The organism is Pantoea sp. 18059 (assembly GCF_902706165.1).
Classification (GTDB): Bacteria; Pseudomonadota; Gammaproteobacteria; order Enterobacterales; family Enterobacteriaceae; genus Pantoea; species Pantoea agglomerans.
The window spans coordinates 1-13,939 of sequence record NZ_CACSJS010000014.1; the positions used below are offsets into that span (position 1 = coordinate 1).

Below are 13,939 nucleotides of genomic sequence, written 5' to 3' on the forward strand. Positions count from 1 at the left end.
ATTTGCCTGGCGGCTTTAGCGCGGTGGTCCCACCTGACCCCATGCCGAACTCAGAAGTGAAACGCCGTAGCGCCGATGGTAGTGTGGGGTCTCCCCATGCGAGAGTAGGGAACTGCCAGGCATTAAATAAGTGAAGAAGCCCCGCACGAAAGTGCGGGGCTTTTTTACGTCTGCAGATCGTGAAAAACCTCATCATAACCTCCGAAAACAGCCTGAGAACCCCTCTCTGATACGGTAAACTACGGCCAGATAACTCAGTAAAGGCCGTCAAATGTCCAGCCAGCATCCCTCCTTAAAAGCCGACAATACGCTTGGGCTTGAAGTACATACACAGAAACGCATCGTCGCCGAGACGCCAGCCGCCATTCTGGCAGCATGGCAGGCCAGCCAGAGTGATCAAACGCCTTTCCTTGTGCTCGGTGAAGGCAGCAATGTCCTCTTCCTGGAAGATTTTGCCGGTACAGTGGTGCTGAACCGCATCAAAGGCATCAAAATTCAGGATGAATATGAGTGCTGGAAATTGCACGTTGGGGCAGGTGAGAACTGGCATCAGCTGGTTAAAAGCACGCTGGAAAAAGGGATCACAGGCCTGGAAAATCTGGCGTTGATCCCTGGTATGACCGGTTCGGCACCGATTCAGAACATAGGTGCTTATGGCGTGGAATTAAAAGACGTCTGCGAATACGTGGATGTACTTAATCTGCACAGTGGTCAGACAGAACGTCTCGATCGTGAAGCCTGTGAGTTTGGCTATCGTGACAGCATTTTTAAACATCACTACCAGTCAGGCTATGTCATCGTCGCAGTCGGGATAATATTGCCTAAGCAATGGCAACCGGTATTAACCTACGGCGATCTGAAAACGCTCAATCCGGTGACGGCCAATGCCTGGGATGTCTATCACGCGGTATGCCAGATGCGGCAGAGCAAATTACCCGATCCGAAAGTCACCGGTAATGTAGGCAGCTTTTTTAAAAATCCTGTCGTCACCGAGGCGCAGTGCAGCTCACTACTGACGCATTTTCCGGCTTTGCCACACTATCTGATGCCAAATGGTGAAATCAAACTGGCAGCAGGATGGCTTATCGATCAGTGCCAGCTGAAAGGTTACCGCATCGGGGGCGCGGCAGTTCACCAGCAACAGGCACTGGTGCTGATCAACGCTGAAAATGCCACACCCGGCGATATCGTTGCGCTGGCAAAAACCGTACGCGCTCAGGTTGGTGAAAAATTTGATGTCTGGCTTGAGCCCGAAGTGCGCTTTATTCAGGCGCAGGGTGAGTGTAATGCCGTCGGGGTGATCGCATGAAAGACCATAATGTTCCGCTAAAGCTGGTTGATATCTTATCGGATGGTGAGTTTCATTCCGGTGAGCAACTGGGTGAAACGCTGGGCATGAGTCGCGCAGCCATAAATAAGCATATCCAGACGTTAAAAAGCTGGGGTCTTGACGTCTATACCGTGACAGGTAAAGGTTACAGTCTCTCTGCCCCGATACAGCTGCTGGATGAGCAGGCGATACTCTCACAGGTTACGCAGGGTAACGTCTCGGTAATCCCGGTGATTGATTCCACAAATCAGTATCTGCTGGAACGTATGCATGAAATGGAGTCGGGTGCTGCCTGCATTGCGGAATATCAGCAGGCGGGTCGCGGCCGTCGTGGCCGTCAGTGGTTTTCGCCCTTTGGCGCGAACCTCTACATGTCTATGTACTGGCGTCTGGAGCAGGGGCCGGCAGCGGCGATGGGTCTGAGCCTGGTAATTGGCATTATCATGGCTGAGACATTACGTTCATTAGGGGCCGATGATGTCCGCGTAAAATGGCCCAATGATATTTACCTGAACGATCGTAAACTGGCGGGTATTCTGGTCGAACTGACAGGTAAAACCGGCGATGCTGCGCAGATCGTGATTGGTGCGGGGATTAACCTGGCGATGCGAACAGCCGATGCATCACAGATTAATCAGGGCTGGATTAACCTGCAGGAGGCCGGGGTAACGGTAAACCGCAATGAGCTGGCGGCACGTCTGATCAACAGTCTGCGCGAAGCTCTGCCGCTCTTTGAGCAGGAGGGATTAACCCCGTTTGTCGCACGCTGGGCTGCGCTGGATAACTTTATTAACCGGCCGGTTAAGCTGCTTATCGGTGAACGTGAGGTCCATGGTATTGCGCGAGGCGTAGACAGCCAGGGTGGCCTGTTACTGGAACAGGATGGCGAAATAAAAGCCTGGGTGGGTGGAGAAATATCACTGCGTCCTGTCTGAGTAAAAAAAGCCTGCAGCAACGCAGGCTTTTTTATGACAGCAGTTATTTACGCAAGCGAACCTTATCGACTGCATGATCGCCACTTTTGGTCATAATCAGGCTGGCTCGTTCGCGCGTCGGCAGGATATTTTCCTGCAGGTTAAGCCAGTTAATCTCTTTCCATAAATTACCAGCAATTTCAACCGCTTCTGCTTCTGAAAGCTGGGCATAATGATGGAAATAGGAGTCCGGATTGGTAAATGCGCCCTGGCGGAATTTCAGGAATCGATTGATATACCAGCTTTGCAGGAGATCTTCCTCTGCATCAACATAGATAGAAAAATCGACGAAGTCTGAAACAAAGACATGATGGGGATCGTGGGGATAGTCCATTCCACTCTGTAATACATTCAGACCTTCCAGAATCAGAATATCAGGCTGCTGTATCACTTTATCGCCATCAGGGATGACATCATAAATCAGATGTGAATAGACCGGAGCAGTCACCTGACTGGCTCCCGACTTCAAATCGGAGACGAAATTGACCAACCGGTGCATATCGTAGGATTGCGGGAATCCTTTTTTCTTCATTAACCCACGCTCTTTCAGCACGGCATTAGGATGAAGGAAGCCATCAGTGGTGATCAATTCGACTTTGCGATGTTCAGGCCAGCGGCTGAGCAAAGCCTGCAAGACACGCGCAGTCGTGCTTTTACCGACCGCTACGCTACCCGCAATACTGATGATATAGGGGATTTTCTGGCCATTGGTGCCCAGAAATTGCTCCAGTACAGCCTGCCGGCGAACGTTAGAACTTATATAAAAATTAAGCAGACGTGAAAGTGGCAGATAAATTTCCGCTACTTCCTCCAGCGAGAGATCCTCGTTGATGCCCTCCAGCTGCGCGATCTCTTCCTCTGACAGCGTCATAGGTACGGAATCACGTAATGCAGCCCATTGCTCACGAGTGAACTCTAAATAAGGCGTTGTCAGGGGGGTCGTTTTATCCATAAGCATGCATCTGACCGCAAATTCATGGCTATCAACCGCGTGTTATCCGATAAGCAGGACAGCACAGGTGAAGTGAATCACGAATCGCTGGTTTATCAGTGAGAACAATGGGCTGGAGGGTATCACCAGTATGGCTTTTAACAGAAGTAAAAAGATAAACGTGATCTCGCTTTCGTCGGCATACCCACAAAACATCATGGTGGCTTTAATTTTTACTGCTTTATCGTTGTTTATGATATTGCAGGTCATCACAGCGCATGTGCGGCTTTTATCTGCTTTTTACATCTGACAACGTCTGAATGACAAAACGCCGCCATAAGGGCATAGAGAGAGGCTGATGCGGTACAAATTCAATATGTCCCATAAGGACTTCAGCAAACGAACAAACGGCATAGAGTCATTTTGAAAGGCTCCACGCCTGGTCATCGTCGTACCGACATAAGGGACACGCATGTCAGAACAGGCCTGCTTTCTACAGAAAAGTGCCTGCACATGAAAAAAAAGCGCAGGCGAGGTCAAAAAAGCATCGTTCGGTACAGGCGTGTGAAATAAAAATACTGCCTGCAGATCATTTACCTGCTGAAAAGCGGCCCAGAGAGAGGCCTAAGGCATTAGCGCGGGCTGACTGATCCTATGAAAACAGGACCAGATTGCACAAATATTCTGCACAAAAACACTAAAATGCGATGATTTGCACAAATAGTAAGCGATAGAAAAAAATAAGCGATTTTTTAGTTGCATCCAGAGCCCGACCTTCCTAGAATGCGCTCCACTTGATGCCGGCTTAGCTCAGTTGGTAGAGCAACTGACTTGTAATCAGTAGGTCACCAGTTCGATTCCGGTAGCCGGCACCATCAAGTAGGTGGGATTCCCGAGCGGCCAAAGGGAGCAGACTGTAAATCTGCCGTCACAGACTTCGAAGGTTCGAATCCTTCTCCCACCACCATCTCAACCTCGCGGTTGGGTACACAGATAAACAACCTGTTTATCTGTCAGGTGAGTCACTTATCACCCTGAATTCAGACTGAGCGTTAGCGAAGTCAAAGTCGGTCAGCTTCGCTGACAGGCAGTAGATAATAGAGAAACATCTCTGTTATCTGCAAGCTACAGAAAGAACAGGTAGCCGAGTTCCAGGATGCGGGCATCGTATAATGGCTATTACCTCAGCCTTCCAAGCTGATGATGCGGGTTCGATTCCCGCTGCCCGCTCCAGATGTGCTGATATGGCTCAGTTGGTAGAGCGCACCCTTGGTAAGGGTGAGGTCCCCAGTTCGACTCTGGGTATCAGCACCACTTCCTTTAATCTCCCTCCTGATTTTCTCTGTAACTTCCTTGCAGTCAGGCATTGCCTGGTTAATGTGATGATATCATTGATATATCCGTGTCTTAGAGGGACTAGCGATGGCTAAAGAGCAATTTCAACGTAACAAACTGCACGTAAACGTGGGCACCATCGGTCACGTTGACCACGGTAAAACCACCCTGACTGCAGCTATCACTACCGTACTGGCTAAAACCAACGGCGGCCAGGCTCGTGCATTCGATCAGATCGACAGCACGCCTGAAGAAAAAGCCCGCGGTATCACCATCAACACCGCACACGTTGAGTATGAGACTGCTGCACGTCACTACGCTCACGTTGACTGCCCAGGCCACGCCGACTATGTGAAAAACATGATCACCGGTGCTGCGCAGATGGACGGCGCGATCCTGGTTGTTGCTGCGACTGATGGCCCAATGCCACAGACCCGTGAGCACATCCTGCTGGGTCGTCAGGTTGGCGTTCCTTACATCATCGTGTTCCTGAACAAGTGTGACATGGTTGATGATGAAGAGCTGCTGGAACTGGTAGAGATGGAAGTACGTGACCTGCTGTCACAGTACGACTTCCCAGGCGATGACACTCCGATCGTTCGTGGTTCTGCTCTGAAAGCGCTGGAAGGCGTTCCTGAGTGGGAAGCAAAAATCGTTGAGCTGGCTGAACACCTGGACAACTACATCCCGGATCCAGTCCGTGCGATTGACATGCCGTTCCTGCTGCCAATCGAAGACGTATTCTCAATCTCTGGCCGTGGTACCGTTGTTACCGGTCGTGTTGAGCGCGGCATCGTTAAAGTCGGCGACGAAGTTGAAATCGTGGGTATCAAAGATACTGCGAAATCAACCTGTACCGGTGTTGAGATGTTCCGTAAGCTGCTGGACCAGGGTCAGGCAGGCGAAAACTGTGGTGTTCTGCTGCGCGGTATCAAGCGTGAAGACATCCAGCGTGGCCAGGTTCTGGCTAAGCCAGGCTCAATCAAGCCGCACACCCAGTTCGAGTCAGAAGTTTACGTTCTGTCTAAAGACGAAGGTGGCCGCCATACTCCGTTCTTCAAAGGCTATCGTCCACAGTTCTACTTCCGTACAACTGACGTAACCGGTTCAGTAGAGCTGCCAGAAGGCGTTGAGATGGTCATGCCAGGCGACAACATCAAAATGGTTGTTACCCTGATCCACCCAATCGCAATGGACGAAGGTCTGCGCTTCGCAATCCGCGAAGGTGGCCGTACCGTTGGCGCGGGTGTTGTTGCTAAAGTTATCGCATAATTACCGATAACGTTTGACGCAATGCACACGGAAAGGGCATCATTTGATGCCCTTTTTGCACGCTGTTTCATAGAACCTGGCTCATCAGTGATTTTTTGAATCATAATCATTGCTGAGACAGGCTCTGTTATGCGGCGTTGGATACCGAGTTACGCCCCAAAAGCTCATTCGGTTTGGACGCCTCGCACTGCGGGGCAGAATAGTTTCTGAATTATTGTGGCAGGTTGGTTTATGAGTGCGAATACCGAAGCTCAAGGGAGCGGGCGTGGCCTGGAAGCGGTAAAGTGGGTAGTAGTCGTGTTACTGCTGCTTGCAGCGATTGTAGGTAACTACCTCTATCGTGATGTGTCACTGCCACTGCGTGCTTTAGCCGTAGTTGTACTGATTGCAGCGGCTGGCGGCATTGCGCTTTTAACGACCAAAGGCAAAGCGACCGTGGCTTTTGCTCGTGAAGCAAGAACAGAAATGCGTAAGGTTATCTGGCCAACCCGCCAGGAAACGCTGCACACCACGTTAATCGTTGCCGCGGTTACTGCCGTGATGTCACTGATTTTGTGGGGGCTGGATGGTATTCTGGTCCGTCTGGTATCGTTTATCACTGGCCTGAGGTTCTGAGATGTCTGAAGCTCCAAAGAAACGCTGGTACGTCGTACAGGCGTTTTCCGGTTTTGAAGGCCGCGTAGCACAATCGCTGCGCGAGCATATCAAATTGCACAACATGGAAGAGCTGTTTGGCGACGTCATGGTTCCGACTGAAGAAGTCGTTGAAATTCGTGGTGGCCAGCGTCGTAAGAGCGAGCGCAAGTTTTTCCCGGGATACGTACTGGTTCAGATGGTGATGAATGACGCCAGCTGGCACCTGGTACGCAGCGTCCCACGCGTGATGGGTTTCATCGGCGGTACATCTGACCGTCCGGCACCTATCAGCGATAAAGAAGTTGATGCGATCATGAACCGTCTGCAGCAGGTCGGCGACAAGCCTCGTCCGAAAACGCTGTTTGAGCCAGGTGAAATGGTTCGCGTTAATGACGGTCCTTTTGCTGACTTTAACGGTGTGGTTGAAGATGTGGATTACGAGAAGAGCCGCCTGACGGTATCCGTTTCCATCTTTGGACGTGCCACGCCGGTTGAGCTCGACTTCGGTCAGGTGGAGAAAGGTTAACCTCTTTCCGCTCACAAATTAGCTGTTGCAGCAGGCGCGAAATTTAACTACAATTTCGCGCCTTTTGTTTTTATGCGCTGGCAACAGCGTGTAAATCGTTATCACGGGGAGCCTTTACAGGCGCTATAACCCAATTGAGGAAATATCATGGCTAAGAAAGTCCAAGCCTACGTCAAGCTGCAGGTTGCAGCTGGTATGGCGAACCCAAGTCCACCGGTTGGTCCAGCTCTGGGTCAGCAGGGTGTTAACATCATGGAATTCTGTAAAGCGTTCAACGCTAAGACCGAATCTCTGGAAAAAGGTCTGCCGACTCCTGTTGTTATCACCGTATACAGCGACCGTTCTTTTACCTTCATTACCAAAACGCCTCCGGCTGCCGTACTGCTGAAAAAAGCAGCGGGCATCAAGTCTGGTTCTGGTAAGCCGAACAAAGATAAAGTCGGTAAAGTGACTCGTGCTCAGGTACGTGAAATCGCAGAAACCAAAGCTGCGGACATGACTGGTTCTGACGTTGAAGCGATGACTCGCTCAATCGAAGGTACTGCTCGTTCCATGGGCCTGGTAGTAGAGGACTAAGAAATGGCTAAGCTGACCAAGCGCATGACCGTAATTCGCGACAAAGTTGACGCGACCAAGCAGTATGATATTGCTGAAGCTGTTGCTCTGCTGAAAGAACTGGCTACTGCCAAGTTCGTTGAAAGCGTTGACGTTGCTGTCAACCTCGGCATTGATGCACGTAAATCTGATCAGAATGTTCGCGGCGCGACCGTTCTGCCACACGGTACTGGTCGTTCAGTACGTGTTGCTGTCTTCGCCCAGGGCGCCAACGCTGAAGCTGCTAAAGCAGCAGGCGCTGAGCTGGTAGGCATGGAAGACCTGGCTGATCAGATCAAGAAAGGCGAAATGAATTTTGACGTTGTTATTGCTTCTCCGGATGCAATGCGCGTTGTTGGCCAGCTGGGCCAGATTCTGGGTCCACGTGGCCTGATGCCAAACCCGAAAGTCGGTACTGTAACGCCTAACGTTGCTGAAGCGGTTAAGAACGCTAAAGCGGGTCAGGTTCGTTATCGTAACGACAAAAACGGCATCATCCACACTACCATCGGTAAAGTGGACTTTGACGCTGACAAACTGAAAGAAAACCTGGAGTCTCTGCTGGTTGCGCTGAAAAAAGCAAAACCATCTCAGGCGAAAGGCGTGTACATCAAGAAAGTTAGCCTTTCAACCACCATGGGCGCCGGCGTTGCCGTTGACCAGGCTGGTCTGAACGCAACAGCAAACTAATTGCTGCTTGAAACGGGCGAAAAATTCACCTAGAATCTTACGCCCGTTGTTCTGTTATTAACGGAACAGGACACCAGAGAGCCAGAACTGATTGTTGCGTGTATCGCCTTTCCCTCTGACTCTGCTGCGTCGCACAGAATTTAGGTTGGAGCCAGGCCTTATCCTGGCCTCCGTCCAAGACCGCAGGAGCTGCTTATCTCCGGATATTCCGCTTAATACCCTGCGTAGACGGTGACAGAACCAAAAGAATTTTTTCTTAGCTGGATTCTGCTCACCGTGTTCGAGCGCTTATTTCCCCTTGGGGTGAGTAAGTGAAGTGAGTTCCGGGGAAATCCTTTCCCGGTCAAATCCAGGAGCAAAAGCTAATGGCATTAAATCTTCAAGACAAACAAGCGATTGTTGCTGAAGTCAGCGAAGTAGCCAAAGGTGCGCTTTCAGCGGTTGTTGCGGATTCCCGTGGCGTCACCGTTGATAAAATGACCGAACTGCGTAAAGCAGGCCGTGAAGCTGGCGTTTACATGCGTGTTGTTCGTAACACCCTGCTGCGCCGCGTCGTTGAAGGAACTCAGTTTGAGTGCCTGAAAGACACGTTTGTTGGTCCGACCCTGATTGCATATTCTATGGAACACCCGGGCGCAGCTGCTCGTCTGTTCAAAGATTTCGCGAAAGCGAATGCAAAATTTGAGGTCAAAGCTGCAGCCTTTGAAGGTGAGCTGATCACGGCGGCCAATATTGACCGTCTGGCAACGCTGCCGACCTACGAAGAAGCACTGGCACGTCTGATGTCGACCATGAAAGAAGCCGCTGCCGGCAAACTGGTCCGCACTCTGGCTGCTGTACGCGATGCAAAAGAAGCGGCTTAAGGCCATCTTCTTTTCTTCGTACTTGCTTACGTATAAACTTTTTCTGATTCTTAGGAACAATTGTCATGTCTATTACTAAAGACCAAATTCTGGAAGCTGTTGCAGCGATGTCCGTAATGGAAGTAGTTGAGCTGGTTTCTGCTATGGAAGAAAAATTCGGCGTTTCTGCTGCTGCTGCTGTAGCTGTTGCTGCGGGCCCGGCTGAAGCTGTTGAAGAAAAAACTGAATTCGACGTAGTCCTGAAAGCTGTTGGCCCGAACAAGGTTGCAGTAATCAAAGCCGTACGTACTGCAACTGGTCTGGGCCTGAAAGAAGCCAAAGATCTGGTTGAAGCAACTGGCGTAATCAAAGAAGCGATCAGCAAAGATGACGCAGCTGCACTTGAAGCTGCTCTGAAAGAAGCTGGCGCTGAAGTTGAAGTTAAGTAAGACAGCCTTCGGGTTGCAGTCTGAGTAGTTTCAGGCTGATGGCTGGTGACTTTTTGGTCACCAGCCTTTTTGCGCTACAGGGTCTCAATGGGGTTTCACACTGTTTGTCCATTGTTACTCTTCAATATCTTTCTCTATCGACGACTTAATATACCGCTCTACCTGTGCGGGTTCCCTGCCCTCGCAACAGCGATGAAATGATTTAAGCGTGATAGAAAGAGGTATTGCACTGCTGCTGCGCAGCCAGTGAATCAAACAAAATCGTGTTGCATGAACTGTCCTGTCAGGACGGACAGCGTGGGTCGACTTGTCAGCTAGCTGAGGAACCCTATGGTTTACTCCTATACCGAGAAAAAACGTATTCGTAAGGATTTTGGTAAACGTCCGCAAGTACTGGACATACCTTATCTCCTTTCCATCCAGCTCGACTCGTTCCAGAAGTTTATCGAGCAAGATCCAGAAGGTCAGTACGGACTGGAAGCTGCATTCCGCTCTGTATTCCCTATTGCGAGCTACAGCGGCAACTCTGAGTTGCAGTATGTCAGCTATCGCCTGGGTGAACCTGTCTTTGACGTGAAAGAGTGTCAGATCCGTGGCGTGACCTATTCGGCACCGCTGCGCGTGAAACTGCGTCTGGTGGTCTATGAGCGCGAAGCGCCAGAAGGCACCGTAAAAGACATTAAAGAACAAGAAGTCTACATGGGCGAAATTCCGCTCATGACCGACAATGGTACCTTTGTTATCAATGGTACCGAGCGCGTTATCGTTTCTCAGCTGCACCGTAGTCCTGGCGTGTTCTTTGATAGCGATAAGGGTAAAACCCACTCATCGGGTAAAGTGCTCTACAACGCACGTATCATCCCTTACCGCGGTTCATGGCTCGACTTTGAGTTTGACCCGAAAGATAACCTGTTTGTCCGTATTGACCGTCGTCGTAAGCTGCCGGCCACTATCATCCTGCGTGCGTTGCAGTTCACTACACCTCAGATCCTCGATATCTTCTTCGAGAAAGTGGTGTTTGAAATTCGCGACAACAAGCTGCAGATGGAGCTGGTGCCTGAGCGCCTGCGCGGTGAAACTGCGACCTTCGATATCGAAGCGAACGGCACCGTCTACGTCGAAAAAGCACGCCGTATTACTGCGCGCCATATCCGTCAGCTGGAAAAAGATGGCATTCAGCACATCGAAGTTCCGGTTGAATATATCGCGGGCAAAGTGGTCGCTAAAGACTACATCGATGAGAGCACCGGTGAGCTCATCATTGCAGCGAACATGGAACTGTCACTGGATCTGCTGGCCAAACTGAGCCAGTCCGGTCACAAGCGCATCGAAACGCTGTTCACCAACGATCTGGACCACGGTCCATATATGTCCGAGACCCTGCGTGTCGACCCAACCAGCGATCGTCTGAGCGCACTGGTTGAGATCTACCGCATGATGCGTCCTGGTGAGCCGCCAACACGCGAAGCAGCAGAGAACCTGTTTGAGAACCTGTTCTTCTCTGAAGATCGTTACGATCTTTCTGCTGTGGGTCGTATGAAGTTCAACCGTTCATTGCTGCGTGATGAAATCGAAGGTTCAGGCATCCTGAGCAAAGATGACATCATCGAAGTGATGAAGAAGCTGATCGACATCCGTAACGGTAAAGGCGAAGTGGACGATATCGACCACCTCGGTAACCGTCGTATTCGTTCAGTCGGTGAAATGGCTGAGAACCAGTTCCGTGTCGGTCTGGTACGTGTTGAGCGTGCGGTTAAAGAGCGTCTGTCACTGGGCGACCTTGATACCCTGATGCCACAGGACATGATCAACGCGAAGCCAATTTCGGCCGCGGTGAAAGAGTTCTTTGGTTCCAGCCAGCTTTCTCAGTTTATGGATCAGAACAACCCGCTGTCAGAGATTACGCACAAACGTCGTATCTCTGCTCTCGGCCCGGGTGGTTTGACGCGTGAGCGTGCCGGCTTCGAAGTGCGTGACGTACACCCAACGCACTACGGTCGTGTCTGCCCAATCGAAACCCCTGAAGGCCCGAACATCGGTCTGATCAACTCCTTGTCTGTGTATGCACAGACCAATGAGTACGGTTTCCTTGAGACGCCTTACCGCCGTGTTATCGACGGTCTGGTTTCTGACGAGATTCACTACCTCTCTGCTATCGAAGAGGGTAACTACGTTATCGCTCAGGCGAACGCCCCTCTTGATGATAACGGCGCGTTTGTTGATGACCTGGTCACCTGCCGTAGCAAAGGCGAATCAAGTCTGTTCAGCCGCGATCAGGTTGACTACATGGACGTTTCGACTCAACAGATCGTTTCTGTCGGTGCGTCACTGATCCCGTTCCTGGAACACGATGATGCTAACCGCGCCCTTATGGGTGCGAACATGCAACGTCAGGCCGTTCCAACTCTGCGTGCTGATAAGCCGCTGGTTGGTACGGGTATGGAACGTGCTGTTGCCGTTGACTCCGGTGTAACTGCCGTTGCCAAACGTGGCGGTACCGTACAGTACGTCGACGCATCACGTATCGTTATCAAAGTTAACGAAGACGAAATGCATGCTGGCGAAGCCGGTATCGACATTTATAACCTGACCAAATATACCCGTTCTAACCAGAACACCTGCATCAACCAGATGCCATGTGTTTCTCTGGGTGAGCCGGTTGAGCGCGGCGACGTGCTGGCAGATGGCCCGTCCACCGATCTGGGTGAACTGGCGCTGGGCCAGAACATGCGCGTAGCGTTCATGCCGTGGAACGGTTACAACTTCGAAGACTCCATCCTGGTCTCCGAGCGTGTGGTACAGGAAGATCGCTTTACGACTATCCACATTCAGGAACTGGCTTGCGTGTCGCGTGACACCAAACTGGGGCCGGAAGAGATTACCGCTGATATCCCGAACGTGGGTGAAGCTGCACTCTCTAAACTGGATGAGTCAGGCATCGTCTACATCGGTGCTGAAGTGACCGGTGGCGACATTCTGGTTGGTAAGGTTACGCCGAAAGGTGAAACCCAGCTGACGCCAGAAGAGAAACTGCTGCGCGCTATCTTCGGTGAAAAAGCCTCTGACGTGAAAGATTCGTCACTGCGCGTACCGAATGGCGTGTCAGGCACCGTGATCGACGTTCAGGTCTTTACCCGCGATGGCGTGGAAAAAGACAAACGTGCGCTGGAAATCGAAGAGATGCAGCTGAAGCAGGCCAAGAAAGACCTGTCTGAAGAACTGCAGATTCTGGAAGCGGGCCTGTTCAGCCGTATTCAGAACGTATTGATCTCTGGTGGCGTTGAAGCAGACAAACTGGACAAGCTGCCGCGCGAGCGCTGGCTGGAACTGGGTCTGACTGACGAAGCCAAGCAAAACCAGCTGGAGCAGCTGGCAGAGCAGTACGACGAACTGAAGCACGAGTTTGAGAAAAAACTCGAAGGTAAGCGTCGTAAAATCACCCAGGGCGATGATCTGGCACCAGGCGTGCTGAAAATCGTTAAGGTCTATCTGGCTGTTAAGCGTCAGATTCAGCCGGGTGACAAAATGGCAGGCCGTCACGGTAACAAAGGTGTTATCTCCAAGATCAACCCGATTGAAGATATGCCTTACGATGAAAACGGCACGCCGGTTGACATCGTTCTGAACCCGCTGGGCGTACCATCGCGTATGAACATCGGTCAGATTCTGGAAACCCACCTGGGTATGGCAGCGAAAGGCATCGGCGAGAAGATCAACGCCATGCTCAAAAAGCAGGAAGACGTCGCGAAACTGCGCGAATTCATCCAGCGCGCCTATGACCTGGGTAGCGATCTGCGTCAGAAAGTTGACCTGAACACCTTCTCCGACGACGAAGTATTGCGTCTGGCTGAGAACCTGAAGAAAGGTATGCCAATCGCCACTCCGGTGTTTGATGGCGCGAAAGAGAGCGAAATCAAAGAGCTGCTGCAGCTCGGCGGCTTGCCTTCTTCCGGTCAGATTACCCTGTTTGACGGCCGTACCGGTGAGCAGTTCGAACGTCAGGTAACCGTTGGCTACATGTACATGCTGAAACTCAACCACCTGGTTGATGACAAGATGCATGCACGTTCAACCGGTTCCTACAGCCTGGTTACTCAGCAGCCGCTGGGTGGTAAGGCACAGTTCGGTGGTCAGCGCTTTGGTGAGATGGAAGTATGGGCACTGGAAGCATATGGTGCCGCGTATACCCTGCAGGAAATGCTTACCGTTAAGTCTGATGACGTCAACGGCCGTACCAAGATGTATAAAAACATCGTTGACGGTAACCATCAGATGGAACCGGGCATGCCGGAATCCTTCAACGTACTGTTGAAAGAGATTCGCTCGCTGGGTATCAACATCGAGCTGGAAGACGAGTAAC

The 13,939-nt window shown here is 51.2% G+C and carries 11 protein-coding genes, 4 tRNA genes and 1 rRNA gene; 15 read left to right on the top strand and 1 reads right to left on the bottom strand.

What is annotated here, in order from left to right:
- Nucleotides 1-5: 5 nt before the first annotated feature.
- The 3 genes from rrf (at nucleotide 6) to birA (ending at nucleotide 2,265) form a co-directional block, all read left to right on the top strand.
- Nucleotides 6-121 (top strand): 5S ribosomal RNA (gene rrf / locus GVJ63_RS21515).
- 150 nt (nucleotides 122-271) lie between these two features.
- Complete coding sequence (gene murB, locus GVJ63_RS21520) at nucleotides 272-1,309, top strand: UDP-N-acetylmuramate dehydrogenase (protein WP_132500341.1); 1,038 nt, start codon at nucleotides 272-274, stop codon at nucleotides 1,307-1,309.
- Nucleotides 1,306-2,265, top strand: a complete 960-nt coding sequence (birA, locus tag GVJ63_RS21525; protein ID WP_010261004.1) for a bifunctional biotin--[acetyl-CoA-carboxylase] ligase/biotin operon repressor BirA — start codon at nucleotides 1,306-1,308, stop codon at nucleotides 2,263-2,265. The genes murB and birA overlap by 4 nt, the downstream gene beginning before the upstream one ends.
- A 43-nt stretch (nucleotides 2,266-2,308) precedes the next feature.
- On the opposite strand, the gene coaA is transcribed toward birA, so the two are convergent.
- Entirely contained in the window at nucleotides 2,309-3,256 is a 948-nt protein-coding gene (gene coaA / locus GVJ63_RS21530; protein WP_010672227.1) for a type I pantothenate kinase, read from the bottom strand.
- Nucleotides 3,257-4,034: 778 nt separating this feature from the next.
- Between coaA and GVJ63_RS21535 the strand changes: the two genes are divergently transcribed.
- The 12 genes from GVJ63_RS21535 to rpoB all read left to right on the top strand — a co-directional run bounded on the left by GVJ63_RS21535 (nucleotide 4,035) and on the right by rpoB (nucleotide 13,938).
- Nucleotides 4,035-4,110, top strand: a tRNA-Thr gene (locus GVJ63_RS21535).
- A 7-nt stretch (nucleotides 4,111-4,117) separates the two neighbouring features.
- Nucleotides 4,118-4,202, top strand: a tRNA-Tyr gene (locus GVJ63_RS21540).
- Between the two features lie 191 nt (nucleotides 4,203-4,393).
- Nucleotides 4,394-4,468, top strand: a tRNA-Gly gene (locus GVJ63_RS21545).
- Between the two features lie 5 nt (nucleotides 4,469-4,473).
- Nucleotides 4,474-4,549 (top strand) — tRNA-Thr (locus tag GVJ63_RS21550).
- Between the two features lie 108 nt (nucleotides 4,550-4,657).
- Nucleotides 4,658-5,842, top strand: coding sequence for an elongation factor Tu (tuf, locus tag GVJ63_RS21555; protein WP_010261012.1), 1,185 nt, complete (start codon nucleotides 4,658-4,660; stop codon nucleotides 5,840-5,842).
- Between the two features lie 231 nt (nucleotides 5,843-6,073).
- Nucleotides 6,074-6,457 (top strand): preprotein translocase subunit SecE, encoded by a 384-nt coding sequence (gene secE, locus GVJ63_RS21560; RefSeq protein WP_008927141.1) that lies wholly within the window; start codon nucleotides 6,074-6,076, stop codon nucleotides 6,455-6,457.
- 1 nt (nucleotide 6,458) lies between these two features.
- On the top strand, nucleotides 6,459-7,004 hold the full coding sequence (nusG, locus tag GVJ63_RS21565) for a transcription termination/antitermination protein NusG (RefSeq protein WP_003848088.1): 546 nt from the start codon (nucleotides 6,459-6,461) through the stop codon (nucleotides 7,002-7,004).
- Nucleotides 7,005-7,151: 147 nt separating this feature from the next.
- Nucleotides 7,152-7,580 (top strand): 50S ribosomal protein L11, encoded by a 429-nt coding sequence (gene rplK, locus GVJ63_RS21570; RefSeq protein WP_006121495.1) that lies wholly within the window; start codon nucleotides 7,152-7,154, stop codon nucleotides 7,578-7,580.
- 3 nt (nucleotides 7,581-7,583) lie between these two features.
- Nucleotides 7,584-8,288: a 50S ribosomal protein L1 gene (gene rplA / locus GVJ63_RS21575; protein ID WP_010261038.1), complete on the top strand. Its 705-nt coding sequence runs from the start codon at nucleotides 7,584-7,586 to the stop codon at nucleotides 8,286-8,288.
- 365 nt (nucleotides 8,289-8,653) lie between these two features.
- Nucleotides 8,654-9,151 (top strand): 50S ribosomal protein L10, encoded by a 498-nt coding sequence (gene rplJ, locus GVJ63_RS21580; protein WP_003848098.1) that lies wholly within the window; start codon nucleotides 8,654-8,656, stop codon nucleotides 9,149-9,151.
- Nucleotides 9,152-9,216: 65 nt separating this feature from the next.
- Entirely contained in the window at nucleotides 9,217-9,579 is a 363-nt protein-coding gene (gene rplL / locus GVJ63_RS21585) for a 50S ribosomal protein L7/L12 (RefSeq protein WP_008927142.1), read from the top strand.
- 330 nt (nucleotides 9,580-9,909) lie between these two features.
- On the top strand, nucleotides 9,910-13,938 hold the full coding sequence (gene rpoB / locus GVJ63_RS21590) for a DNA-directed RNA polymerase subunit beta (protein ID WP_010261046.1): 4,029 nt from the start codon (nucleotides 9,910-9,912) through the stop codon (nucleotides 13,936-13,938).
- Nucleotide 13,939 lies beyond the last annotated feature (1 nt).

What these genes read in the sequence shown, in the direction of transcription:
- murB (WP_132500341.1), top strand. Translation starts at nt 272, where the DNA reads ATGTCCAGCCAGCATCCCTCCTTAAAAGCCGACAATACGCTTGGGCTT.
- birA (WP_010261004.1), top strand. Translation starts at nt 1,306, where the DNA reads ATGAAAGACCATAATGTTCCGCTAAAGCTGGTTGATATCTTATCGGAT.
- coaA (WP_010672227.1), bottom strand. Translation starts at nt 3,256, where the DNA reads ATGGATAAAACGACCCCCCTGACAACGCCTTATTTAGAGTTCACTCGT.
- tuf (WP_010261012.1), top strand. Translation starts at nt 4,658, where the DNA reads ATGGCTAAAGAGCAATTTCAACGTAACAAACTGCACGTAAACGTGGGC.
- secE (WP_008927141.1), top strand. Translation starts at nt 6,074, where the DNA reads ATGAGTGCGAATACCGAAGCTCAAGGGAGCGGGCGTGGCCTGGAAGCG.
- nusG (WP_003848088.1), top strand. Translation starts at nt 6,459, where the DNA reads ATGTCTGAAGCTCCAAAGAAACGCTGGTACGTCGTACAGGCGTTTTCC.
- rplK (WP_006121495.1), top strand. Translation starts at nt 7,152, where the DNA reads ATGGCTAAGAAAGTCCAAGCCTACGTCAAGCTGCAGGTTGCAGCTGGT.
- rplA (WP_010261038.1), top strand. Translation starts at nt 7,584, where the DNA reads ATGGCTAAGCTGACCAAGCGCATGACCGTAATTCGCGACAAAGTTGAC.
- rplJ (WP_003848098.1), top strand. Translation starts at nt 8,654, where the DNA reads ATGGCATTAAATCTTCAAGACAAACAAGCGATTGTTGCTGAAGTCAGC.
- rplL (WP_008927142.1), top strand. Translation starts at nt 9,217, where the DNA reads ATGTCTATTACTAAAGACCAAATTCTGGAAGCTGTTGCAGCGATGTCC.
- rpoB (WP_010261046.1), top strand. Translation starts at nt 9,910, where the DNA reads ATGGTTTACTCCTATACCGAGAAAAAACGTATTCGTAAGGATTTTGGT.